At 72.4% G+C, this 23,017-nt stretch carries 20 protein-coding genes; 13 read left to right on the top strand and 7 right to left on the bottom strand.

Going from position 1 to position 23,017, the window contains the following annotated elements; all coding sequences use genetic code 11:
• Positions 1-146: 146 nt before the first annotated feature.
• From ACFOSY_RS15710 to ACFOSY_RS15665, 10 genes are all read left to right on the top strand, one after another.
• A complete protein-coding gene (locus ACFOSY_RS15710) occupies positions 147-1,862 on the top strand; it encodes a nitrite/sulfite reductase (RefSeq protein ID WP_394307433.1) in 1,716 nt (571 codons plus the stop codon).
• Entirely contained in the window at positions 1,859-2,038 is a 180-nt protein-coding gene (locus ACFOSY_RS15705) for a hypothetical protein (RefSeq protein ID WP_394307432.1), read from the top strand. Before ACFOSY_RS15710 ends, ACFOSY_RS15705 begins: the two co-directional genes overlap by 4 nt.
• Positions 2,035-2,745: a phosphoadenylyl-sulfate reductase gene (locus ACFOSY_RS15700; RefSeq protein WP_394307431.1), complete on the top strand. Its 711-nt coding sequence runs from the start codon at positions 2,035-2,037 to the stop codon at positions 2,743-2,745. Before ACFOSY_RS15705 ends, ACFOSY_RS15700 begins: the two co-directional genes overlap by 4 nt.
• A 5-nt stretch (positions 2,746-2,750) precedes the next feature.
• The gene (gene cysC / locus ACFOSY_RS15695; protein ID WP_394307430.1) at positions 2,751-3,320 is read left to right on the top strand and encodes an adenylyl-sulfate kinase; all 570 of its coding nucleotides are present in this window, start codon (positions 2,751-2,753) and stop codon (positions 3,318-3,320) included.
• Positions 3,317-4,255, top strand: coding sequence for a sulfate adenylyltransferase subunit CysD (cysD, locus tag ACFOSY_RS15690; protein WP_394307429.1), 939 nt, complete (start codon positions 3,317-3,319; stop codon positions 4,253-4,255). The genes cysC and cysD overlap by 4 nt, the downstream gene beginning before the upstream one ends.
• A gap of 2 nt (positions 4,256-4,257) precedes the next feature.
• Positions 4,258-5,592 carry a sulfate adenylyltransferase subunit 1 gene (locus ACFOSY_RS15685; RefSeq protein ID WP_394307428.1) on the top strand — a complete coding sequence of 445 codons (1,335 nt, stop codon included), beginning with the start codon at positions 4,258-4,260 and terminating at the stop codon, positions 5,590-5,592.
• 99 nt (positions 5,593-5,691) lie between these two features.
• Complete coding sequence (locus ACFOSY_RS15680) at positions 5,692-6,792, top strand: aliphatic sulfonate ABC transporter substrate-binding protein (RefSeq protein ID WP_394307427.1); 1,101 nt, start codon at positions 5,692-5,694, stop codon at positions 6,790-6,792.
• Positions 6,793-6,827: 35 nt separating this feature from the next.
• Positions 6,828-7,616, top strand: a complete 789-nt coding sequence (locus ACFOSY_RS15675; protein ID WP_394307426.1) for an ABC transporter ATP-binding protein — start codon at positions 6,828-6,830, stop codon at positions 7,614-7,616.
• Positions 7,603-8,493, top strand: a complete 891-nt coding sequence (locus tag ACFOSY_RS15670; RefSeq protein WP_394307425.1) for an ABC transporter permease — start codon at positions 7,603-7,605, stop codon at positions 8,491-8,493. The genes ACFOSY_RS15675 and ACFOSY_RS15670 overlap by 14 nt, the downstream gene beginning before the upstream one ends.
• A gap of 10 nt (positions 8,494-8,503) precedes the next feature.
• The gene (locus ACFOSY_RS15665) at positions 8,504-9,253 is read left to right on the top strand and encodes a sirohydrochlorin chelatase (protein ID WP_394307424.1); all 750 of its coding nucleotides are present in this window, start codon (positions 8,504-8,506) and stop codon (positions 9,251-9,253) included.
• A 13-nt stretch (positions 9,254-9,266) separates the two neighbouring features.
• Here the strand turns inward: ACFOSY_RS15665 and ACFOSY_RS15660 are convergent, their stop codons facing one another.
• Positions 9,267-9,815, bottom strand: a complete 549-nt coding sequence (locus tag ACFOSY_RS15660) for a DUF1697 domain-containing protein (protein WP_394307423.1) — start codon at positions 9,813-9,815, stop codon at positions 9,267-9,269.
• A 421-nt stretch (positions 9,816-10,236) separates the two neighbouring features.
• On the opposite strand from ACFOSY_RS15660, the gene ACFOSY_RS15655 reads away from it, so the two are divergent.
• On the top strand, positions 10,237-12,486 hold the full coding sequence (locus ACFOSY_RS15655; protein WP_394307422.1) for an MMPL family transporter: 2,250 nt from the start codon (positions 10,237-10,239) through the stop codon (positions 12,484-12,486).
• A gap of 254 nt (positions 12,487-12,740) precedes the next feature.
• Here the strand turns inward: ACFOSY_RS15655 and mgt are convergent, their stop codons facing one another.
• From mgt to ACFOSY_RS15635, 4 genes are read right to left on the bottom strand one after another with little or no spacing between them, the layout of a single operon-like run.
• Positions 12,741-13,934, bottom strand: a complete 1,194-nt coding sequence (gene mgt / locus ACFOSY_RS15650) for a macrolide-inactivating glycosyltransferase (RefSeq protein WP_394307421.1) — start codon at positions 13,932-13,934, stop codon at positions 12,741-12,743.
• Positions 13,935-13,991: 57 nt separating this feature from the next.
• Positions 13,992-15,275 (bottom strand): ABC transporter substrate-binding protein, encoded by a 1,284-nt coding sequence (locus ACFOSY_RS15645; RefSeq protein ID WP_394307420.1) that lies wholly within the window; start codon positions 15,273-15,275, stop codon positions 13,992-13,994.
• Positions 15,275-16,108: a carbohydrate ABC transporter permease gene (locus ACFOSY_RS15640; protein ID WP_394307419.1), complete on the bottom strand. Its 834-nt coding sequence runs from the start codon at positions 16,106-16,108 to the stop codon at positions 15,275-15,277. The genes ACFOSY_RS15645 and ACFOSY_RS15640 overlap by 1 nt, the downstream gene beginning before the upstream one ends.
• The gene (locus tag ACFOSY_RS15635) at positions 16,105-17,043 is read right to left on the bottom strand and encodes a carbohydrate ABC transporter permease (RefSeq protein ID WP_394307418.1); all 939 of its coding nucleotides are present in this window, start codon (positions 17,041-17,043) and stop codon (positions 16,105-16,107) included. The genes ACFOSY_RS15640 and ACFOSY_RS15635 overlap by 4 nt, the downstream gene beginning before the upstream one ends.
• Before the next feature lie 181 nt (positions 17,044-17,224).
• Between ACFOSY_RS15635 and ACFOSY_RS15630 the strand changes: the two genes are divergently transcribed.
• Positions 17,225-18,088, top strand: a complete 864-nt coding sequence (locus tag ACFOSY_RS15630) for a phosphotransferase enzyme family protein (RefSeq protein WP_394307417.1) — start codon at positions 17,225-17,227, stop codon at positions 18,086-18,088.
• Positions 18,089-18,316: 228 nt separating this feature from the next.
• On the opposite strand, the gene ACFOSY_RS15625 is transcribed toward ACFOSY_RS15630, so the two are convergent.
• The gene (locus tag ACFOSY_RS15625) at positions 18,317-19,054 is read right to left on the bottom strand and encodes a 3'-5' exonuclease (protein WP_394307416.1); all 738 of its coding nucleotides are present in this window, start codon (positions 19,052-19,054) and stop codon (positions 18,317-18,319) included.
• Between the two features lie 132 nt (positions 19,055-19,186).
• A complete protein-coding gene (locus tag ACFOSY_RS15620; protein ID WP_394307415.1) occupies positions 19,187-20,428 on the bottom strand; it encodes an SAV2148 family HEPN domain-containing protein in 1,242 nt (413 codons plus the stop codon).
• A gap of 309 nt (positions 20,429-20,737) precedes the next feature.
• Between ACFOSY_RS15620 and glgX the strand changes: the two genes are divergently transcribed.
• Complete coding sequence (gene glgX, locus ACFOSY_RS15615; RefSeq protein ID WP_394307414.1) at positions 20,738-22,855, top strand: glycogen debranching protein GlgX; 2,118 nt, start codon at positions 20,738-20,740, stop codon at positions 22,853-22,855.
• Positions 22,856-23,017: the final 162 nt, after the last annotated feature.

The following is a 23,017-nucleotide window of genomic DNA, read 5'->3' as shown; positions in this document are numbered from 1 at the left end:
GCCCGACACCCCTCTCCCCTCCCTTCCTGCGCAAGGACGCGCACGGTTCTGCCCGCGTGCGCGCAGCCGCAGGTCAGAGCCGCTCCCCCGGCATGGCGCCCCGCGCCGAGAGACCATCCACCGCTGTCCCGAAGGACGTATCAACCATGGCCGCCACCCCGCAGAAGCCTGCCGCCGCGCAGCAGCCTGCCACCGCGACCCCCCGCCGCAAGGCGAGCCGTCACCGCGGGGAGGGGCAGTGGGCAGCGGGGCACTTCACCCCGCTCAACGGCAACGAGCAGGTCAAGAAGGACGACGACGGTCTCAATGTGCGGACACGCATTGAGACGATCTACTCCAAGCGGGGCTTCGACTCGATCGACCCCAGCGACCTGCGCGGCCGCATGCGGTGGTGGGGCCTCTACACCCAGCGCAAGCCCGGGATCGACGGCGGCAAGACCGCGATCCTGGAGCCGGAGGAGCTGGACGACTCGTACTTCATGCTGCGGGTGCGCATCGACGGCGGCGCGCTGACGACGCGGCAGCTGCGGGTGATCGGCGAGATCTCGCAGGAGTTCGCGCGCGGCACCGCCGACATCACGGACCGGCAGAACGTCCAGTACCACTGGATCCGCATCGAGGACGTGCCCGAGATCTGGAACCGTCTGGAGGCCGTCGGGCTGTCCACGGTCACCGCCTGCGGCGACACGCCCCGTGTGATGATCGGCTCCCCCGTCGCGGGCATCGCCGAGGACGAGATCATCGACGGCACCCCGGCGCTGGAGGAGATGAAGCGCCGCGTCCTGGGCAACAAGGCGTACTCGAACCTGCCGCGCAAGTTCAAGACGGCCATCTCCGGCTCGCCGGTGCTCGACGTGGTGCACGAGATCAACGACGTCGCGTTCGTCGGCGTCCGCCACCCCGAGCACGGGCCCGGCTTCGACCTGTGGGTCGGCGGCGGCCTGTCGACCAACCCCAAGCTGGGCGTGCGGCTCGGCGCCTGGGTGCCGATCGAGGACGTGCCCGACGTCTACGAGGGCGTCATCTCCATCTTCCGCGACTACGGCTACCGCCGGCTGCGCAACCGCGCCCGGCTGAAGTTCCTGGTCGCCGACTGGGGCGCGGAGAAGTTCCGCCAGGTGCTGGAGGACGAGTACCTGAAGCGGAAGCTGACCGACGGTCCCGCGCCCGCCGAGCCGGTGTCCCGCTGGCGCGACCACGTCGGGGTGCACCGTCAGAAGGACGGCCGCCACTACGTCGGCTTCGCGCCGCGCGTCGGCCGGGTCGACGGCACCACCCTCACCAAGATCGCGGACGTGGCGGAGGCGCACGGCTCGGGCCGGGTGCGCACCACCGTCGAACAGAAGATGATCATCCTGGACGTCGAGGAGTCCCAGGTCGACTCCCTGGTGGAGTCCCTGGAGGCGCTGGACCTCAGCGCCCGCCCCTCGACGTTCCGGCGCGGCACCATGGCCTGCACCGGCATCGAGTTCTGCAAGCTCGCCATCGTCGAGACCAAGGCGCGCGGCGCCTCGCTGATCGACGAACTGGAGCGCCGCATGCCGGAGTTCGACGAGCCGATCACCATCAACCTCAACGGCTGCCCGAACGCCTGCGCCCGTATCCAGGTGGCGGACATCGGTCTCAAGGGCCAGCTCGTGCTGAACGACCGGGGCGAGCAGGTCGAGGGCTACCAGGTGCACCTCGGCGGCGCGCTCGGTCTGGAAGCCGGCTTCGGCCGCAAGGTGCGCGGTCTGAAGGTCACCGCGGACGAGCTGCCCGACTACATCGAGCGGGTCCTGGGCCGCTTCCAGGCGGAGCGCGAGGACGGCGAGCGGTTCGCCTCCTGGGTCGGTCGCGCGTCCGAGGAGGCCCTGTCGTGAGCGAGCGGGCGGCGCCGTTCCACTGCCCCTACTGCGGGGACGAGGACCTGCGCCCGGCCGAACAGGGCCACGGCGCGTGGGAATGCGGCGCGTGCAACCGAGCCTTTCAGCTGAAGTTCCTCGGGCTGCTGGCCCGCGGCCTTGAGCGATCCGAGACGGGAGGGGACCGGACATGACCGCGGTTCAGGAAGAGCGCGGCACCGAGGAGTTGAAGGCGCTCGCCGAGCAGGCGGGCCGCGACCTGGAGGACGCCTCCGCCCTGGAGATCCTCACATGGGCCGCCGAGACCTTCGGCAGGCGGTTCTGCGTGACCTCCTCCATGGAGGACGCGGTGGTCGCCCACCTCGCCTCCCGGGCGCTGCCCGGGGTCGACGTGGTGTTCCTCGACACCGGCTACCACTTCCCCGAGACCATCGGCACCCGGGACGCCGTGGAGGCCGTGATGGACGTCAACGTCATCACGCTCACCCCGCGGCAGACGGTCGCCGAGCAGGACGCCGAGTACGGCCCGAAGCTCCACGACCGCGACCCCGACCTGTGCTGCAAGCTCCGCAAGGTCCAGCCGCTGGAGGAGGGCCTGAAGAACTACCTGGCCTGGGCGACCGGCCTGCGCCGCGACGAGTCCCCGACCCGGGCGAACACCCCGGTCGTCGGCTGGGACGAGAAGCGGCGGAAGGTGAAGATCTCGCCCATCGCCCGGTGGACCCAGGACGACGTGGACGCCTACGTCGCCGAACACGGCGTCCTCACCAACCCGCTGCTCATGGACGGCTACGCCTCCGTGGGGTGCGCCCCCTGCACCCGCCGCGTGCTGGAGGGCGAGGACGCCCGCGCCGGCCGCTGGGCGGGCCGCGCCAAGACCGAGTGCGGACTGCACGGCTGACCCCCATGACCGCGCCTTCGACGAACCAGGAGAACCACGTGACGACCGGAGCCACCGTCTGGCTCACGGGTCTGCCGAGTGCGGGCAAGACCACCATCGCGCACGAACTCGCCGCCCGGCTGCGCGAACAGGGCCGGCCGGTCGAGGTGCTCGACGGCGACGAGATCCGCGAGTTCCTCTCGGCGGGCCTCGGGTTCAGCCGCGAGGACCGGCACACCAATGTGCAGCGCATCGGCTTCGTCGCCGAACTGCTCGCCCGCAACGGCGTGCTGGCGCTCGTCCCGGTGATCGCCCCCTACGCCGACAGCCGCGAGGCCGTCCGCGCCCGCCACGAGGCGAACGGCACGCCGTACGTCGAGGTGCACGTGGCGACGCCGCTGGAGGTGTGCTCCGTCCGCGACGTGAAGGGCCTGTACGCCAAGCAGGCGGCGGGTGAGCTGTCCGGGCTGACCGGCGTCGACGACCCGTACGAGGAGCCCGAGAAGCCCGATCTGCGCATCGAGTCGCAGCACCAGACCGTGCAGGAGTCCGCGGCGGCGGTTTTCGCCGTGCTCAGCGAAAGGGGACTGGCATGACGACGACCGTCGCCACCGTCGAGGAGGGTACGGACAGCCCGTACGCCCTCTCCCACCTGGACGCCCTCGAGTCGGAGGCCGTGCACATCTTCCGTGAGGTGGCGGGTGAGTTCGAGAAGCCGGTGATCCTGTTCTCCGGCGGCAAGGACTCCATCGTCATGCTGCACCTGGCGCTGAAGGCGTTCGCGCCCGCGCCGGTGCCGTTCGCGCTGCTGCACGTGGACACCGGGCACAACTTCCCCGAGGTCCTCGACTACCGCGACCGCACGGTCGCCAAGCACGGGCTGCGGCTGCACGTCGCCTCCGTGCAGGACTACATCGACCGCGGCGTCCTCAAGGAACGCCCGGACGGCACCCGCAACCCGCTCCAGACGCTGCCGCTCACGGACACCATCCGCGAGCAGGGCTTCGACGCGGTGTTCGGCGGCGGCCGGCGCGACGAGGAGAAGGCCCGCGCCAAGGAGCGGGTGTTCAGCCTCCGCGACGAGTTCTCCCAGTGGGACCCGCGCCGCCAGCGCCCCGAGCTGTGGAACCTCTACAACGGGCGGCACGCCCCCGGCGAGCACGTGCGCGTGTTCCCGCTGTCCAACTGGACCGAGCTGGACGTGTGGCAGTACATCGCCCGCGAGAACATCGAACTGCCGCGGATCTACTACGCGCACGAGCGCGAGGTGTTCAAGCGCGCCGGGATGTGGCTGACGGCCGGCGAGTGGGGCGGCCCGAAGGACGGCGAGAGCGTCGAGAAGCGCCTCGTGCGCTACCGCACCGTCGGCGACATGTCCTGCACCGGCGCCGTCGACTCCGACGCCGACACCATCGAGAAGGTGATCACGGAGATCGCCGCCTCCCGGCTCACCGAGCGCGGCGCCACCCGCGCCGACGACAAGATGTCCGAGGCCGCGATGGAAGACCGCAAGCGCGAGGGGTACTTCTAAGCATGAGCACGATCACGACCGAGGAGCTCTCGGCCACCACCCTGCTGCGGTTCGCCACCGCCGGCTCCGTCGACGACGGCAAGTCCACCCTCGTGGGCCGGCTGCTGCACGACTCCAAGTCTGTGCTCGCCGACCAGCTGGAGGCCGTCGAGCGCGCGTCGGCCAGCCGCGGCCAGGACGCCCCCGACCTGGCGCTGCTCACCGACGGCCTGCGGGCCGAGCGGGAGCAGGGCATCACGATCGACGTGGCCTACCGCTACTTCGCCACGCCCCGGCGGCGGTTCATCCTCGCCGACACCCCCGGCCATGTGCAGTACACGCGGAACATGGTCACCGGCGCGTCCACGGCCGAGCTGACGGTGATCCTGGTCGACGCCCGCAACGGTGTCGTCGAGCAGACCCGCCGGCACGCGGCGATCGCCGCCCTGCTGCGGGTGCCGCACGTGGTGCTCGCCGTGAACAAGATGGACCTGGTCGACTACCGGGAGCCCGTGTTCGCCGCGATCGCCGAGGAGTTCACCGCCTACGCCACCGAGCTGGGCGTGCCCGAGGTCACCGCGATCCCGATCTCGGCGCTGGTCGGCGACAACGTGGTGGAGCCGTCCGCGCACATGGACTGGTACGGCGGCCCCACCGTCCTCGAGCACCTGGAGACCGTGCCGGTCAGCCACGACCTGACCCGCTGCCACGCCCGGCTGCCGGTGCAGTACGTGATCCGCCCGCAGAGCCCCGAGCACCCCGACTACCGCGGCTACGCGGGCCAGATCGCCGCCGGCGCCTTCCGCGTCGGCGACGAGATCACCGTGCTGCCGTCGGGCCGGTCGACCACCATCACCGGCATCGACCTGCTGGGCGAACCCGTCGACGTCGCGTGGACGCCGCAGTCGGTGACGCTGCTGCTCGCCGACGACATCGACATCTCCCGCGGCGACCTGATCGTCCCGGCCGAGGACGCCCCCGCCACCACGCAGGACCTGGAGGCGACCGTCTGCCACGTCGCCGACGAGCCGCTGACGGTCGGGCACCGCGTGCTGATCAAGCACGGCACCCGCACGGTCAAGGCGATCGTCAAGGACATCCCGTCCCGGCTCACGCTGGACGACCTGTCCCTGCACCCGCACCCGGGCCGGCTCACCGCCAACGACATCGGCCGGGTCGTCATCCGCACCGCCGAACCGCTGCCCGCCGACACCTACGCCGCCTCCCGCCGCACCGGGTCGTTCATCCTGATCGACCCCGGCGACGGGACGACGCTGACCGCGGGCATGGTCGGCGAGTCCTTCGCCTCGCCCGACCCGGCCGACGACGGGACGGACGACGACGGGTGGGACTTCTGACCGCCCGCCGCGCACCCGCCCAGCCCTGAACCCGCCGACGGCCCGGCCACGCACCGACGAAGCGTGACCGCCGGGCCGCCATCGAGAGGACCGTTCCCCTTGCCTGCCACGACCGCCCTGCGCCGCGCCCTCGCGGTGACGGCCGTGCTGCCGTTGCTGGCCCTGGCCGCCTGCGGGTACGGGTCCCAGGCCAAGGACGCCGGCACCGCGCGGGCCGTCTCGGGCCCGAGGACCGACGGTCTGGACTCCGTCCGGATCGGCTACTTCGGCAACCTCACCCACGGCACCGCCCTGGTCGGCGCCCAGAAGGGGTTCTTCCAGAAGGAACTCGGGGGCACCGAGGCGAAGTACGCGGTGTTCAACGCGGGCCCTTCGGCGATCGAGGCGCTCAACTCCGACTCCCTGGACGTCGCCTTCATCGGCCCCTCCCCGGCGGTCAACGGCTGGACCAAGGCGGACGGCGAGAACCTGCGGATCGTGGGCGGTTCGGCGTCCGGCGGGGTCAAGCTGGTCGTGAACCCGGACAAGGTGACGTCCGTCCGGGACGTCGAGGGGAAGCGGATCGCGACCCCGCAGCTCGGCAACACCCAGGACGTGGCGTTCCTCGACTGGGCCGCCCGGCAGGGCTGGAAGGTCGACCCGCAGAGCGGCAAGGGCGACGTCACCGTCGTCCGCAGCGACAACAAGGTCACGCCCGACGCCTTCCGGTCCGGGTCGGTCGACGGGGCCTGGGTGCCGGAGCCGACCGCGTCCCGGCTGGTCGCGCAGGGCGGCAAGGTGCTGCTGGACGAGGCGTCTCTGTGGCCGGACGGCAAGTTCGTGATCACGAACATCGTCGTCCGCCAGGAGTTCCTCGACGAGCACCCGAAGGCCGTCGAGGCCGTGCTGCGGGCGTCCGTCGCGTCCAACCGGTGGATCAACGCCCACCCGGAGGAGGCCAAGGAGGCCGCCAACGCGCGGCTCGCGGCCGACACGGGCAAGCCGCTGCCGGCGGACGTCCTCGACCCGGCCTGGAAGTCGATCACCTTCCTGGACGACCCGCTGGCCGCCACCCTCAGGACCCAGGCGGGCCACGCCGTCCGGGCGGGCCTGCTGGAGGAGCCGGACCTGAAGGGGATCTACGACCTGTCCCTGCTCCGCAAGGTCCTCCGGGCGGCCGGCCGGCCCGCCGTCGACGACGCCGGACTCGGCGTCTCCTGAACCGGATCCCGCACGCTTCCCAGGAGGTGACGACCATGGCCACGACCCTCGCCAAGGCCGCCGACGGCACGCAGTCGGCCACGCACGCGGCCCGCATCGAGCACGTCTCGAAGTCCTTCGCGGGCCCCGCCGGACAGCAGCTGGTGCTGGACGACATCAGCCTCGACGTCGCCCCCGGCGAGTTCGTCACCCTCCTCGGCGCCTCCGGCTGCGGCAAGTCCACCCTGCTCAACCTCGTCGCCAGCCTCGACCGGCCCACCGCCGGCGCCATCACGACCGACGGCCGGCCCGCGCTGATGTTCCAGGAACACGCCCTGTTCCCCTGGCTCACCGCCGGGAAGAACATCGAACTCGCCCTGAAGCTGCGCGGCACCCCCAAGAACGAGCGCCGCGAGCGCGCCGAGCAGCTGCTGGAACTGGTGCGCCTCCAGGGCGCCCACGGCAAGCGGGTGCACGAGCTGTCCGGCGGCATGCGCCAGCGCGTCGCCCTGGCCCGCGCCCTCGCCCAGGAGAGCCGGCTGCTGCTGATGGACGAGCCGTTCGCCGCGCTCGACGCCATCACCCGCGACGTCCTGCACGACGAACTCACCCGCATCTGGCGCGAGACCGGCCTGTCGGTGCTGTTCGTCACCCACAACGTCCGCGAGGCCGTCCGCCTCGCCCAGCGCGTCGTCCTGCTGTCCTCCCGCCCCGGCCGCATCGCCCGCCAGTGGACCGTGGACATCCCGCACCCGCGCCGCATCGAGGACACCGCCGTGGCCGAGCTGTCCGTCGCGATCACCGAGCAACTCCGTGGGGAGATCCGCCGACATGGCCAGCACTGACACCACTCCCAAGGACGCCGGCGACCTGGCCGGACTGAACGCGGGCCTCGACGCGCTGGAGTCGGTGCAGGCCGCCCGCAGGCCGCTGCGGCAGACCCTCACCCAGAAGGTCCTCCCGCCCATCGTGGCCGTCGCGCTCGTGCTGGCCGTGTGGCAGTCGCTGATCACCTTCGAGGTCGTCGACGACCCCACCAAGCTGCCCGCGCCCGCCGATGTCTGGCACGTGCTGGAGAAGGCCTGGCTCCAGGGCGAACTCCTCGGCTACATCTGGACCTCCGTCTCCCGCGGCCTGCTCGGCTTCGGCCTCGCCCTGCTCATCGCCACCCCGCTCGGGCTCCTCCTCGCCCGACTGAAACTCGTCCGCGCCGCGATCGGCCCCATCCTGTCCGGCCTCCAGTCCCTGCCCTCGGTCGCCTGGGTGCCGCCCGCCGTCATCTGGCTCGGCCTGAACAACCGGATGATGTACGCGGTCATCCTGCTCGGCGCGGTGCCCTCCATCGCCAACGGACTGCTCTCCGGCGTCGACCAGGTCCCGCCGCTGTTCCAGCGCGCCGGCCGCACCCTGGGCGCCACCGGCCTGAAGGGCACCTGGCACATCACCCTGCCCGCCGCCCTCCCCGGCTACGTCGCGGGCCTCAAGCAGGGCTGGGCGTTCTCCTGGCGCTCCCTCATGGCCGCCGAGATCATCGCCTCCTTCCCCGACCTGGGCGTCGGCCTCGGACAGCTCCTGGAGAACGGCCGCAACGCCAGCGACATGGCCATGGTCTTCGAGGCGATCCTGCTCATCCTCACCGTCGGCATCGCCGTCGACCTGCTGATCTTCAGCCCCCTCGAACGCCGGGTGCTGCGCACCCGCGGACTGCTGGTGAAGAGCTGAGGTGCGTGTGATGCGTCGTCCCGTCCTGCTCGTCGTCGCCCACGGCAGCCGCGATCCGCGGCACGCCGCGACCGTGCACGACCTGGTGCGCCGGGTGCGCGCGCTGCGTCCCGGGCTGCGGGTGGAGACCGGGTTCCTGGACTTCAACGTGCCGTCCGTCGGCGCGGTGCTGACGTCCCTGGACGCGGAGGGGGTGCGCGACGTGGTCGCGCTGCCGCTGCTGCTGACCCGCGCCTTCCACGCCAAGGCGGACATCCCCGCGGTGCTCGCCGAGGCCCCGCCGCGGCTGCGGATCCGGCAGGCGGACGTGCTGGGCCCGTCCCCGCTGCTGCTGGCGGCCCTGGAGCGCCGCCTGTACGAGGCGGGCCTGACGCCCGCCGACACCTCCTCGACCGGGGTCGTGCTGGCCTCGGCGGGGTCCTCCGACCCGGAGGCGATCGCAGTGATCGCAGACATCGCGCGGGAGTGGCGGCACACCGGCTGGTGCGCCGTGCGGCCTGCGTTCGCCTCCGCGGTGATTCCCGGCGGGGTGCCCCGCACCGAGGACGCGGTGCGGGAGCTGCGGGAGCTGGGCTGCGCCCGCGTCGCCGTCGCCCCGTACGTGCTGGCGCCGGGGCGGCTGCCCGACCGGATCGTGCGGGGCGCGGCCGGGGCGGACGTCCTGGCGGACGTGCTGGGCCCGTCGCCGGAGGTCGCGCGCGTCCTCCTGGAGCGCTACGACCAGGCCCGCACGCCGCTGCTGACGGCGCTGGGGGCCTGAGCCCGCGCGGGGGTCAGGCCTCGGTCATCTCCACCAGTTTGCGCACCGTGTTCCAGTTGCGGCTGGTGGCGACGACGCCCTTGTTCAGGCGGGGCTTCGACACGTGCTCGGCGAGCTTGGAGCGGCCGAGGCCGTCGGGGACGTACAGATAGAGGGCGCGGTCGCCGAGGCGGAACTCCTCGGGGAGGTACGCCGCGCGGTCGATCTCCGCGAACCGGTCCTCGGTGACGGGTGCGGAGAAGTAGACGACGTGGAGCTGTTTCGGCTCCAGGGTGTCGGCCGGGAAGGGGCAGTCGTCGAGGACGCTCCGCAGATAGGCGTGGCCGCGCACGATCACGTCCACGTCGAAGCCGAAGCGTCCGGCGAGCGCCCCGGACAGGTCGGCGGCCAGCGACTCCTCGTCGCCGTGGCCGGCGGTGAACGCGGCCTGGCCGCTCTGGAGGTAGGTGCGCACGTCCAGGAGGCCGAGGCTCTCCAGCAGGCCGCGCAGCTCGGCCATCGGGACCTTCCTGCCGCCGCCCACGTTGATGCCGCGCAGCAGCGCCGCGTATCTCGTCGTCATGGCCCCGACTGTAGTGCGGCCGTCGTGCCCCGTGGGGGCGGGCACGACGGCCGGGGCCCATGCGCGGCGGGCCTCGCAACTCTGACCGACGGGTGGGGGCGGGAGCAACTTGAACGCGCTGCTGTGACTTGTTCAACAAGGTTGCGGAACGGGCCGCCGGCCTGATCCGCCGTCCTTGATCCGTCGCCCCTGATCCCGTCGTCCCTGATCCCGTCGTCCCTGATCCCGTCGTCCCGGTGTCCCGGACATGTGTAAGGGGCCACGGTCCTTCCCAGTGGGGAGGCGGGCCGCGCCGTCGGGAGGAGCCGGGACGCGGCAGGCTCACCGGGCAGCACGACGAGACGCCCCCGGGCCGCCCGTAGCGTCGAGACGTCAGGTGGCGGCAGGGGGCCGCCGCCGCGGACGAGGGAGCGAACCCGTCATGGGGAACCGAGACGCGCGGGTACGGGGGCTCGCCGCCCGGGCCGGCGGCTGGAGCGCGCGGCACCGGTGGGCGGCCGTCGGCATCTGGGTGCTGTTCGTGGTGCTGGCGATGGGGCTCGGCTCGGCCGCGGGCCGGGTCGACGTCGAGGACAGCGAACAGCTCAAGGGGGAGACCAGCACCGCGGCCCGCATCGTCGAAGAGGCCGGGATCGAGGAGCCGGCCTCGGAGACCGTGCTCGTCCAGGCGAAGGACGACGGCGTGACGTCCACCGACCCGGAGTTCCGGTCGGCGGTCGCCGCGGTGGTCACGGCCGTGCAGGGAACCGGCGAGGTCACGGACGTCACCTCCCCGTACGACAGCGGCACGGTCTCGAAGGACGGGCGCAGTGCGCTGGTCCAGTTCGACGTGCGGGGCGACCCCGGGACGGCCGGTGAGCGGATCGAACCGGTGCTGGACGCCGTGGCGGACGTCCAGAAGGAGCACGGCTCGCTGCGGATCGAGGAGATCGGCGGCGCCAGCATGATGAGGACGTTCGACGAGGCGTTCGGCGACGACTTCAAGAAGGCCGAGTACTCGGCGGTGCCGGTCGCCCTCGGCATTCTGCTGATCGCGTTCGGCGCGCTGGTGGCGGCGCTGCTGCCGGTCGCGCTGGCGCTCACCGCGATCATGGCGACGATGGGCCTGATGGGGATCGTCAGCCATCTCCAGCCGATGAGCGACACCGCCAACTCGGTGATGCTGCTCGTGGGTCTGGCCGTCGGCGTGGACTACTGCCTGTTCTATCTGCGCCGCGAGCGCGAGGAGCGCGCGGCGGGCCGGGACGCGCGGACCGCGCTGCGGATCGCCGCCGCGACCAGCGGCCGGGCGATCGTCGTCTCCGGTGTCACGGTGTGCGTGGCGATGGCGGGCATGCTGTTCACCGGGATCGCCGAGTTCGAGGCGATGGGCCTGGCCTCCCTGATGGTGGTGGCCGTCGCGATGGCCGGCTCGGTGACCGTGCTGCCGGCGCTGCTGTCGCTGCTGGGCGAGCGGGTCGAGAAGGGCAAGGTGCCGTTCCTGCGCAGGCGGACGAGCGGCAGCAACGACAGCCGCTTCTGGGCGGCCGTGCTGAAGCGGGTCCTCGCCCGGCCGGTGCTGTCGGTGGCCGTGGCGACCGGTGCGCTGCTCGCGGTGGCCGCGCCCGCGCTCGGCATGAAAACGCAGAATCTCACGCTGGACCAGGAGTTCGGCGACTCGCTGCCGATCGTGCAGACGTACAACCGGGTCAACGAGGCGTTCCCGGGCGGCTCGGAGCCGGCCGAGGTGGTCGTCAAGGCGGACGACATCAACGCGCCGGCGGTGAGGGCGGCGCTGGCCGACTTCCGTGAGCAGGCGGTCAGTTCGGGCGCCTCGCGCGGCCCGGTCGAGATCAAGCTGCACGACCGGCAGAACCTGGCCTTCGTCTACGTGCCGCTGGTGGGCGGCTCCGACCAGGACGCGGCGGGCGCCAGCCTGGAGAAGCTGCGCGACGAGGTGCGGCCCGCGACGCTGGGCGCGGTCGACGGGGTCGAGGCGCCGATCACCGGCCAGGTGGCGGGCAACAAGGACTTCAACGACCAGCTGGTCGGCTCGGTGGTCCCGGTGTTCGCGTTCGTGGTGGTGTTCGCGTTCCTGCTGATGCTGCTGTCGTTCCGGTCGCTGACGGTCGCGGTCACCTCGATCGTGCTCAACCTGCTGTCGGTGGGCGCCGCGTACGGCGTCCTCGTGGCGGTCTTCCAGCACGGCTGGGGCGCGTCCCTGGTGGGCGCGGAAGGGGTGGGCGCCATCATCACGTGGCTGCCGCTGTTCCTCTTCGTGATCCTGTTCGGCCTGTCGATGGACTACCACGTGTTCGTGGTGTCGCGGATCCGCGAGGCGCGGGCGCGGGGCCTCGAGACGCGGGACGCGATCCGGCACGGGGTGGTCACCACGGCCGGCGTGGTCACCAGCGCCGCGGTCATCATGGTCGCCGTGTTCGCGATCTTCGGGACGCTGTCCATGCAGTCGATGAAGCAGATGGGTGTCGGCCTGGCGGCCGCGGTGCTGATCGACGCGACGGTCATCCGGGGGGTGCTGCTGCCGGCGGTGATGGCGCTGCTGGGTGAGCGGAACTGGTACTTCCCGAAGTGGCTGCGGGGGTTGCCGGACCTGACGCACGACGAGTCGCCGGCGGTGCCGGTGGCGGCGGGGGCGTCCCGGGACGACGAGGGGGACCGCGTCCCGGTGTGATCCCCGCGTAACCGCGGGCAGTCGTGCCGCTGGGGCGGCACGGGTGGGCGCGGCGGCACCTCGCAAGCGCCGTGCTGCGCGACCTCCCCCCGTTCACTGCACACCGGGCGGTGTTGAGGTGGGCCGGGCGGAGGTTCGCCTGCCGGTGCTGAACGGGTGCCGCTGCGCCCACCCGTGCCGCCCTGCGGCACGACTGCCCGCAGCTAGGCGGATGATCGCCCGCGGCTGCGTGGCGGCTGCCCGCAGCTGTGCGGCTACCTCCGAAGCTCTGCCTCGATCAGGTCCGCCGCCCGGTGCGTGCCGCCCTCCTCCGCCATCTCGGCCTGGACGGCCTTCAGACGGCGGGCGACCTCCGGGTCGTCGACCAGCGCGAGGGCCGCCGCCCTCAGCACCTCCGCCCCCGCCTCCTCCGCCGGCACGTGCCGCGCCACCCCCAGCCCCTCCAGCATCTCCGCGTTGCCGAACTGGTCCACCGCCTGGGGCACGGCGATCATCGGGGTGGCCGTGGCCAGCCCCTCCTGGCTGCCGCCCGCACCCGCGTGGGTGACGAACAGATCCGCCTGCCGCAGAATCGCCAGCTGCGGCACCCAGGACCGCACCTCCACGTTCCCCGGGACGTCCCCCAGCTCGGCCGGGTCGACGTGCTTGCCGATCTGGAGCACCAGGTGCCAGCCGGGCAGCCCGGCGAACGCCTCGACGCACGCCCGGTAGAAAGCCGGCTGCTTGGTGAAGGACGAGCCGAGCGACACCAGCACGACCCTCTCGGCGCCGGCGGGCCGCTGCCAGTCCCCCTCGGCGCTCCGGTCCCCCTGGCAGGCGCCGACGAAGGAGTACACGCGCTCGTCCACCCGGTCGGCGTTCGGCTGGAGCGCCTTCGGGATGAGCACGATGGAGCGGTCGGGTCGGCCGGCGAAGTCGTCGGGGTGCAGGGTGACCCCGTTCTCCTCCAGCCACGCCCGGAAGCGGGCGTAGTACGCCTGCCCCCGCTCGGTCTTCAGCGGCTCCGCCCACATCGGCTCGGCAATCTCCTGCTCGTAGCCCTCCCAGGCGACGAGGTTCGGCGAGAGGGAGACGGCGGGCACGCCCCAGCGGTGGGCGAGCACGCGGGCCGGGTAGGCGGTGATGTCGTGGAGCACGAGGTCGGGGGTGTCGCCCTCGTACGCCTCGACGAGCTGCGGCAGCGCCTGGATCGCGTCCGCGAGGAACGGCTCGACGTTGTCGAGGAGGGTGGTGCCCCAGGCCTCGGGGTCGTCGTCGGGGCCGGGCAGCGTGGAGTTCCACAGCTTCGGCTCGGCACCGGTCTCGGCGACCTTCTCGGCGAACAGGGGCGGGATCGCGTAGGTCACCCGGTGGCCGCGCGCCACGAGCTCGCGGATCACCTCGAGGCTCGGGTTCACGTGCCCGTGGGCGGCGATGGAGAACATGGCGATGTGTGCGGGAGCGGTCATGCGACGAGCCTAAGCGAGACGAGACGTCTCGTGCAACTCAAAACCCGCACGCACCGCTCACCGCTGGTACCGGGCGAGCACCAGGTTCCCGTCCTCCTCCAGTCGTTTCCGCAGCTCGTCAAGGCCGATCGCGCCGCTGTAGTACTCCTGGAGCGCCGGGGTGGCGACCTTGTCCTTCCACTCCGGGTAGCCCCGCACGGACTGCGCGGGCGCCGGGCGCAGATGGGCGGCGAGCGCCGTGCCGGTGGCCCAGCCGTGCTCGGGGGTGCGCAGGGCCGGGTCGGCGAGGGCCTGGCGGCCGGTGGGCAGCATCCAGTCGCCGAGCGCGAGGCGCACCATGTTCCGCGGCCGGAGCAGGAAGTCCAGGAAGGCCACGGCCTCCTTCTTGTGGGGGCAGTCCTCGGCGACGGACAGCGTCTGCGGGCTGACGCCCTGGGCGAGTCCGCCGGCCCCGGCCGGTGCGGGCAGCACCTGCCACTCGAAGCCCTTCGGCGCCTGCTGCACGATCTGCTGGCGGTACGAGAAGCCGAGCGGCACCATCGCGTACTTGCCGGCGAAGAGGCCGGGCAGGGTGTCGGAGCCGCCGCTGCCGAGGGTGGTGGGCGAGGCGCTGCGGTCGGTGCTCACCTGCTCGTGGATGGTGCGCGGGACGACCTCGTCGCCCTCCTCGAACCGCACGGTGACCTTCCCGTCGGCGTCGCGGTGGAAGAGCCGGCCGCCCGCGGAGAGGGACAGGTTGAGGGTGGCGGACACCGGTTCCTTGAGGGGCCAGGCCACGCCGTAGCGGCCGTCGCCGGACAGGTCCTTCGTCACCTGGCGGAACTCGGCCCAGCTCCAGGGGTGTTCGGGGGTGGGGACGCGGACGCCGGACTCCCTCAGGCGGGCGGCGTCGGCGATGAGGACGCGCGGTTCCTGGAGGAAGGGGACGCCGTAGACGCCGTCGCCGAAGGTGACGGACTGCCAGGCGAGCGCGGGGATGTCGGAGGTCAGCCGCTTCGGCAGCAGCTCCGTGAGGTCGGCGAGGTGGCCCCCGTAGGCGAAGTCGGCGAGGTCGTCGGAGGCGTCGTGGACGATGTCGGGCGCCTCGCCGCCCTCGAAGGAGGTGAGCAGCTGGTCGTGGACGCTGTCCCAGCTGCCCTGGACGTACTCCACGCGGATGTCCGGGTGGAGGGCGTTCCACTCCTCGACCAGCGCCTTGGTGGCCTCCACCGACTCCTGCTGCCAGGCCAGGGACTGGAAGCGCAGGGTGACCCGGCCGTCGTCGCGGGTGCCGCCGGAGGAGCAGCCGGCGAGGAGCAGGGCGAGGGCGAGCGCCCCGACGAGCATCCTGAGGCGTGTCATCAGCCCTTCACCGCCCCGGCGAGGAGGGAGCCGGTGATCCGGCGCTGGATGAGCGCGAACACCAGCAGGGACGGGAGCGTCGCGAGGAACGCGGCGGCGGCCAGCGGGCCGAGGTCGGCGACGCCCTCGGCGCCGATGAAGCGGGTGAGGAGCACCGGCAGCGTCTGCTGCTCCGGCGTCTTCAGCAGGACGAGGGCGAAGAAGAACTCGTTCCACGCGGTGACGAACGCGAACAGCGCGGTCGCCGCGATGCCCGGCGCGAGCAGCGGCACGGTCACCGACACCAGGGTGCGCAGCCGTCCGGCGCCGTCCACGGCCGCCGCCTCCTCCAGCTCGGCCGGTACCGCGCGGACGTACCCGGTGAGCATCCACAGGGCGAAGGGCAGCGCCCAGACGACGTAGACCAGCACCAGGCCGGGCAGCGAGTCGATGAGCCGCAGGTTCTTCAGCACCAGGAACAGCGGGATGATCAGCAGCACGAACGGGAACGCCTGGCTGACCAGCACCCAGCCGGTCGCCGCCCGTGCCAGGGCGCCGCGGTGGCGGGCCATGACGTAGGCCATCGGGGTGGCCACGGCGACCGCGACGAGGGCCGCGGCGGACGCGGTGAGCAGGGAGTTGAGGGCGGCCCGCAGCAGCGGCTGCTCGTCGAAGGCCTGACGGAAGTTGGCGAGGGTGGGGTCCTGCGGGATCCAGGTGGGGTGCAGCCCGGCCAGTTCGGTCGGGGGCTTGAACGCGGTGGACGCCAGCCAGACGAACGGGAAGCCCAGGAAGACCAGGTACGCGAGCAGGGCCGCGTACTGGCCGGCGCGGGCGGCGGGACGGGTTCTCACCGTTCGTCACCTCCCCTCAGCCGGCCGGCGAGGAACACGGCGAGCAGCACCGCGATCACGGCGACCATGACACAGCCCATGGCGGCCGCGTAGCCGAACTGGCCGTACCGGAAGGCCTCTTCGTAGGCGAACAGCATGGGCAGTCGGGTGCGGCCTCCGGGGCCGCCGTTGGTGAGCACGTAGACCAGGGCGAAGGAGTTGAAGTTCCAGATCAGGTTGAGCGCCGTGATGGCGAGGGCGACGGGCCGCAGCGCGGGCCAGGTGACCGTGCGGAAGCGGCGCCAGGCGCCGGCGCCGTCCACGGCGGCGGCCTCGTGCAGTTCGCGCGGGGTGTTCTGGAGCCCGGCGAGCAGCGCCACCGTGGTCTGCGGCATGCCCGCCCACACGCCGACGACGATCACGGCGGGCAGGGCGGTGGCGAGCCCGCTGAGCCAGTCGCGGTCGCCGTCGAGGCCGAGGTCGCGCAGGGTCTCGTTGAGGATGCCGGCGTCCGGGTTGTAGGTGAGGCGCCACATGATGCCGACGACGACCTCGGGCATCGCCCAGGGCACGATCGCCAGCGCGCGGGCCGCCCAGCGCAGCCGCAGGTCCTGGTTGAGCAGCAGGGCGAGGCCGAGCGCCAGCAGGAACTGCGGGACCGTCACGCCGACCGCCCAGACGAGTCCGATGCGGAACGACTCCCAGAACAGGGTGTCGTGGAGCAGGTCCTGGAAGTTCAGCGTGCCGATCCAGCGGGTCGGCTCGGTACGGCCTGACTGGGCGTCGGTGAAGGACAGCAGGATGCCGTAGAGCAGCGGGCCGACGCTGAGCACCAGGATCGGGATCAGCGCGGGCAGCACCAGGAACCACGGGCCGTGATCGACGGCGCGCCGCGCCGGCCGGCTCGGGTCGGGCGCGCGGGGCTCGGATCTCCTGGCCTCGGTCACCGACGTCACGGCATCAGCCCCTTTGCACGGTGGGGGGTGGGCCCGGTCATGGTCGTGAACGCGACACCGCACGTCAAGGGGCCGCGCACACCATCCGACCTGTGCGAATGCGAGACTGGCCGGCGAACGGCCGGGCCAAGGCGACCGGCAGGGGCCGACGGGGCCACGGCAGGACACGGAGGCGGGAGCGATGGACGAGGCGCGGGCGCGGGAGGTTCTTCAGACCGCGGGGGTGCTGCCCCGGGGCGCCGGGGAGGCGCGGCTGCTGGCGCTCGGGGAGAACGCGGTGTTCGCCGCCGGGGACCTGGCGGTCAAGGTGGGCCGGGACGCGGAGCTGCTGGAGCGGGCCCGCCGCGAGCTGGCCGTCGCCGGATGGCTGGCGGAGCAGGGTGTGCCCGCCGTGCGTCCCGCCGGGTCCGAGGCGCTGCTGGTCGAGGGGCACCCGGTGACCGTGTGGCACCGGCTGCCCGACCCGGTGCGGCCCACCGAGCCTGCCGACCTGGCCGCGCTGCTGCGGCGCGTGCACGCGCTGCCCCCGCCGCCGTTCGCTCTGCCGCCCCGCGCGCTGCTGGACGGCGTGGAACGCTGGCTGCGGCTCGCGGGCGACGCGATCGACCCGGCGGACGCGGCGTATCTGCGCGAGCGGCGCGACGGGTTCGCGGCGGCCGCCGCCGCGCTGACGCCCCGGCTGCCGCGCGGGCCGATCCACGGCGACGCGCTGCCGCGCAACGTGCACGTCGGCCCGGACGGGCCTGTGCTGATCGACCTGGAGACCTTCTCCTCGGACCTGCGCGAGCACGACCTGGTGGTGATGGCCCTCTCCCACGACCGCTACGGGCTGCCGGACGAGGCGTACGACTCGTTCACCGCGGCCTACGGCTGGGACGTGCGGGAGTGGGAGGGCTGCTCGGTGCTGCGTGGGGCGCGGGAGACCGCCAGCTGCGCCTGGGTCGCCCAGCACGCCCCGGGCAACCCCAAGGCGCTGGCCGAGTTCCGCCGCCGGGTGGCGTCGCTGCGGGACGGGGACGAGACCGTGCGCTGGTATCCGTTCTGAGCGGTGCCCCGTCGAACCCGCGGCTCCGGGGCTCCCGCGGCTCCGGGGCTCCCGGGGCGGCCTTCGACGCGGCTCGTCCCGGCGTCGCGCGGTATCCGGCACGCGTTCCCTCGCCGCCTGCGGCCCCCCACCCGCCGCCGTGCGGCCGCCCGCACCGGACCCCGCCCGGGCCGGCCAAGGACACTGTGTGCCTCACGGCCGCCCTGATCCGGACGCAGGGCGTCAGGGCTAGGTGAGCCCGGGCCGGACCGGCTCCTGCGCCGGTTCGCGCAGCGGCCAGTTGCTGTCGACCAGGGCGGCCGGGTCGCCCTTGCGGCGCAGGAAGTCCTGGAAGTCCGCCGCCCAGGCCGCGTACCACTCGATCTGACGGCGGTGCAGCTCCGCCGGGCCGAGGGCCGCGACCTTCGGGTGGCGGTCGGCTATCGCGCAGGCCAGCTGGGCGGCGGCGAGGGCGTCCGCCGTCGCGTCGTGCGCCGCGTCGAGCCTGACGCCGTACTCCGCGCAGACCGCTTCGAGGGTGCGCTTGCCGCGGCGGTAGCGGTCGACGGCGCGGTCGATGGTGTACGGGTCGACGACCGGGGCCGGGTCGGCGCCGCTCAGGCGGTCGCGCAGGGACGGCAGTCCGTACCGCCGCAGCTCGGCGGAAAGCAGGCTCAGGTCGAACGAGGCGTTGTAGGCGACGACCGGGACGCCGGTCTTCCAGTAGGCGGCGAGGACTCCGGCGATGGCGTCGGCCACCTGGTCGGCGGGGCGGCCCTCGGCGGCCGCGCGCTCGTTGCTGATGCCGTGGACCGCGACCGCGTCGGCGGGGATCGGCACGCCCGGGTCGGCCAGCCACTCCCGGCGCCCCAGCGTCTCCCCCGCGCGGAGCTCGATCACGGCTCCCGTGACGATCCGCGCCTCGCGCGGATCCGTCCCCGTCGTCTCCAGGTCGAAGCCGATCAGCAGCTCCCGGTGCCAGCCCATGGGCTGCCCCCCTTCTGTGCGGTGCGTTCCCCCAGTGGCTTTCACCCTCGCACGCGCCACTGACAACCAGAGGATCGCATTCCGTTTCCCGGGCGGACCGGGCGGCCCCGGAACCCGCGCGGACCCGGAGGTTCAGGACACCGGCCGCGAATCCGCCCACATCTGCTCGAACTCCTCGCGGTAGGTGGGGAAGAGGCCGCCCTCCTCGATCTCGCCCGGCTTGACCACCTTCGTGCCGTTGCGCAGCACCAGCACCGGCGCCTCCATGCCGCGGGTGCGGCGCAGATGGTTCTGCACCACGGCGATGCCGTCCGAGCCGTCGCCGTCGACCAGGTAGGCGGTGCAGCGCGGCGTCTCGTCGTAGACCTGGATCTCGAAGGCGCCCGGGTCCCGCAGCCGGGACCGCACCCGGCGCATGTGGAGGATGTTCATCTCCACGGAGCGGCCCAGCTCGCCCCGCTTGATGCCCAGTTCGCGCTCGCGCCGCTTGACCGCGCTGGAGGCCGGGTTGAGGAACAGCAGCCGCACCCGGCAGCCGGACTCGGCCAGCCGCACCAGGCGGCGGCCGGAGAAGTTCTGCACGAGCAGGTTCAGACCGATGCCGACGGCGTCGAGCCGCCGGGCGCCGCCGAACATGTCCTCGGCGGGGAACTGGCGCAGCAGCCGCACCCGGTCCGGGTGCACGGCGACCACGTCCGCGTACCGGTCGCCGACCAGGTCCTCGACCGCGTCCACCGGCAGCCGGCGCGCCGAGGGCACGTCGCCGCCCGCGCCGAGCATCTCCAGCAGCCGGGCGGAGGCCCGCTCGGCCTGGTTCAGCACCGCCTCGGACAAGGCCCGGTTGCGGGAGACCACGTTGCGGGTGACCTCCAGCTCGTCCAGTGCCAGCTCGACGTCCCGGCGGTCGTCGAAGTACGGCTCGAAGCACGGCCAGTGCTGCACCATCAGCTCGCGCAGCTGCGGCAGGGTGAGGAACGACAGCACGTTGTCGTCGGCCGGATCGAGCAGGTAGCCCTTGCGGCGGCTGACCTCGCGCACGGCGACCGCGCGCTGCACCCACTCCTGTCCGGCGGGCCCGGCGGCGGCGACCACCCAGTCGTCGCCGTGCACGGGCTCGTAGATCGGGCGCAGCACGGCGGCGACGACCGCGCGCAGCCGCTGCTCGACCAGGTTCAGCCAGATGTAGGCCCGGCCGGCCCGCTGCGCGCGCGTGCGCACCTCGCGCCACGCGTCCGCGCCCCAGTCCAGTTCCGGCCCGATCGCACCCGCGTCCATCGGCCGCGCCAGGGACACCGCACCGGGCGGGACGTCCGTGGAGCCGCTCCCCTCGTGACCCTCGTCACCAGGGGGCAGTTCCAGCCCTCCCGAGCCCACCCGCGCACCGCCTTCCAGTCCCCCGAGCACTCCCGTCCAACGATCAAGGAGAGTACTCCGCATGCGGTGCGCGGTGCAGCCCGATGGACAGGGTCGTTTCCCAACTTCCCCCTCATAAGCGACCGTTCCGCGTCCCGGGACCGGGGAGTGAGCTTGTTCATAGCGGAATCGCCGGATGTGCGGCCGTCGGAGGGCGGGGCATGGGTAGAGGGTGGACCCGCCCTTGATCCCGCCCGTTCGGGGAGACACGGGGACCACTCGGAGCCAACGCGCCCCCACCGGCGCCGTACACCTGAAAGAGTCGTGTCCATGCAGGTCTGGCCTGGCGAGGCGTATCCGCTCGGTGCCACGTACGACGGCGCCGGAACGAATTTCGCGGTCTTCACGGAGGCCGCGGACCGAGTAGAGCTGTGTCTGCTGCACGACGACGGCTCCGAGACCGCGGTCGAGCTGCGGGAGAGCGACGCGTTTGTGCGGCACGCGTACCTGCCCGGGGTCATGCCCGGGCAGCGGTACGGCTTCCGTGTGCACGGGCCGTACGCCCCCGAGCGGGGGCTGCGCACCAACTCCGCGAAACTGCTGCTCGATCCGTACGCGCGTGCGATCAGTGGCTCGATCCAGTGGGGCGAGGAGGTCTACGGCTACCACTTCGACGACCCCGACCGGCGCAACGACCTCGACTCGGCGCCGCACACGATGACGTCGGTCGTGGTCAACCCGTACTTCGACTGGGGGGACGACCGGCGCCCCCGGACGGAGTACCACCACACGGTGATCTACGAGGCCCACGTCAAGGGGCTCACCATGCGCCACCCGGGGCTGCCCGAGGAGCTGCGCGGCACCTACGCGGGCCTGGCGCACCCGGCGATCATCGAACACCTGACCGAACTGGGCGTCACCGCGCTGGAACTGATGCCGGTGCACCAGTTCGTGAACGACCACCGGCTGGTCGACATGGGGCTGAACAACTACTGGGGCTACAACACCATCGGCTTCTTCGCCCCGCACAACGCCTACGCGTCCTGGGGCGACCGCGGCCAGCAGGTGCTGGAGTTCAAGTCGGCGGTGAAGGCGCTGCACGAGGCGGGGATCGAGGTGATCCTCGACGTGGTCTACAACCACACCGCCGAGGGCAACCACCTGGGCCCCACGCTGTCCTTCAAGGGCCTCGACAACCCCTCGTACTACCGTCTGACCGACGACCCCCGCTACTACATGGACACCACGGGCACCGGGAACTCGCTGCTGATGCGGTCCCCGCACGTGCTCCAAATGATCATGGACTCGCTGCGGTACTGGGTCACCGAGATGCATGTCGACGGATTCCGCTTCGACCTCGCGGCGACGCTGGCCCGACAGTTCCACGAGGTGGACCGGCTGTCGTCGTTCTTCGACCTGGTGCAGCAGGACCCGGTGGTCTCCCAGGTGAAGCTGATCGCCGAGCCCTGGGACGTCGGCGAGGGCGGTTACCAGGTGGGCAACTTCCCGCCGCTGTGGACCGAGTGGAACGGCAAGTACCGGGACACCGTGCGGGACCTGTGGCGGGGCGAGCCGCGCACGCTCGCGGAGTTCGCCTCCCGGCTGACCGGCTCGTCGGACCTCTACCAGGACGACGGGCGCCGTCCGCTCGCCTCCATCAACTTCGTCACCTGCCACGACGGCTTCACCCTGCACGACCTCGTGTCGTACAACGACAAGCACAACGAGGCCAACGGGGAGGACAACCGGGACGGCGAGAGTCACAACCGGTCCTGGAACTGCGGGGCCGAGGGCGACACCGACGACCCGGACGTGCTGCGGCTGCGGGCCCGGCAGATGCGGAACTTCATCGCCACGCTGATGCTCTCCCAGGGCGTGCCGATGATCAGCCACGGCGACGAGCTGGCCCGCACCCAGCACGGCAACAACAACGCCTACTGCCAGGACAACGAGCTGGCGTGGGTGGCGTGGCCGGAGGGCGAGGACGCGGACACCACGCTGCTGGAGTTCACGCGCGCGATGGTGTGGCTGCGCAAGGACCACCCCGTCTTCCGGCGCCGCCGCTTCTTCCACGGGCGTCCCGTGGAGGGCACCCACGACGACCTCTCCGACATCGCCTGGTTCACCCCCGAGGGCGAGGAGATGACCCAGCGGGACTGGGAGTCGGCGCCGGCGTCGGCGCTGACGGTGTTCCTCAACGGCAACGCGATCTCCGAGCCCGGGCAGCGGGGGGAGCGGATCACCGACGACTCGTTCCTGCTGATGTTCAACGCCTCGCCGAAGCCGCTGGACTTCGTGGTGCCGGTGGATCATGGGGCGCAGTGGCAGGTGGTGGTCGACACGGCTCGGGCGGACGGCGTGCCGCCGGGGAGCGGGCCGAAGGTGTCGGCGGGGACGCGGCTGACGTTGACGGACCGGAGTATGACGGTGCTGCAGCGGCCGGTGTAGCCGCAGGTGTCGGTCGCCCCCGCCGCCCCTTCCCGTCCCGAAACTGGGGCTCCGCCCCAGACCCCGCTCCTCAAACGCCGGAGGGGCTGGATGTAGTCCCTCCGGCGTTCGAGGAGCGGGGGTCCGGGGGCAGCGCCCCCGGGGACGGGAAGGGAAGGGGCG

This window comes from Streptomyces lusitanus, assembly GCF_042647945.1.
GTDB lineage: Bacteria > Actinomycetota > Actinomycetes > Streptomycetales > Streptomycetaceae > Streptomyces > Streptomyces pseudogriseolus.
Note: the sequence above shows the minus strand (reverse complement) of the source record. Positions and strands in the feature narration are given on the sequence as shown.

Coding starts and splice junctions, on each gene's coding strand:
- ACFOSY_RS15700 (WP_394307431.1), top strand. CDS start 2,035: ATGACCGCGGTTCAGGAAGAGCGCGGCACCGAGGAGTTGAAGGCGCTC.
- cysC (WP_394307430.1), top strand. CDS start 2,751: ATGACCGCGCCTTCGACGAACCAGGAGAACCACGTGACGACCGGAGCC.
- mgt (WP_394307421.1), bottom strand. CDS start 13,934: ATGACCGCTCCCGCACACATCGCCATGTTCTCCATCGCCGCCCACGGG.
- ACFOSY_RS15670 (WP_394307425.1), top strand. CDS start 7,603: ATGGCCAGCACTGACACCACTCCCAAGGACGCCGGCGACCTGGCCGGA.
- ACFOSY_RS15645 (WP_394307420.1), bottom strand. CDS start 15,275: ATGACACGCCTCAGGATGCTCGTCGGGGCGCTCGCCCTCGCCCTGCTC.
- ACFOSY_RS15710 (WP_394307433.1), top strand. CDS start 147: ATGGCCGCCACCCCGCAGAAGCCTGCCGCCGCGCAGCAGCCTGCCACC.
- ACFOSY_RS15665 (WP_394307424.1), top strand. CDS start 8,504: ATGCGTCGTCCCGTCCTGCTCGTCGTCGCCCACGGCAGCCGCGATCCG.
- ACFOSY_RS15660 (WP_394307423.1), bottom strand. CDS start 9,815: ATGACGACGAGATACGCGGCGCTGCTGCGCGGCATCAACGTGGGCGGC.
- ACFOSY_RS15675 (WP_394307426.1), top strand. CDS start 6,828: ATGGCCACGACCCTCGCCAAGGCCGCCGACGGCACGCAGTCGGCCACG.
- ACFOSY_RS15655 (WP_394307422.1), top strand. CDS start 10,237: ATGGGGAACCGAGACGCGCGGGTACGGGGGCTCGCCGCCCGGGCCGGC.
- cysD (WP_394307429.1), top strand. CDS start 3,317: ATGACGACGACCGTCGCCACCGTCGAGGAGGGTACGGACAGCCCGTAC.
- ACFOSY_RS15685 (WP_394307428.1), top strand. CDS start 4,258: ATGAGCACGATCACGACCGAGGAGCTCTCGGCCACCACCCTGCTGCGG.
- ACFOSY_RS15625 (WP_394307416.1), bottom strand. CDS start 19,054: ATGGGCTGGCACCGGGAGCTGCTGATCGGCTTCGACCTGGAGACGACG.
- ACFOSY_RS15630 (WP_394307417.1), top strand. CDS start 17,225: ATGGACGAGGCGCGGGCGCGGGAGGTTCTTCAGACCGCGGGGGTGCTG.
- glgX (WP_394307414.1), top strand. CDS start 20,738: ATGCAGGTCTGGCCTGGCGAGGCGTATCCGCTCGGTGCCACGTACGAC.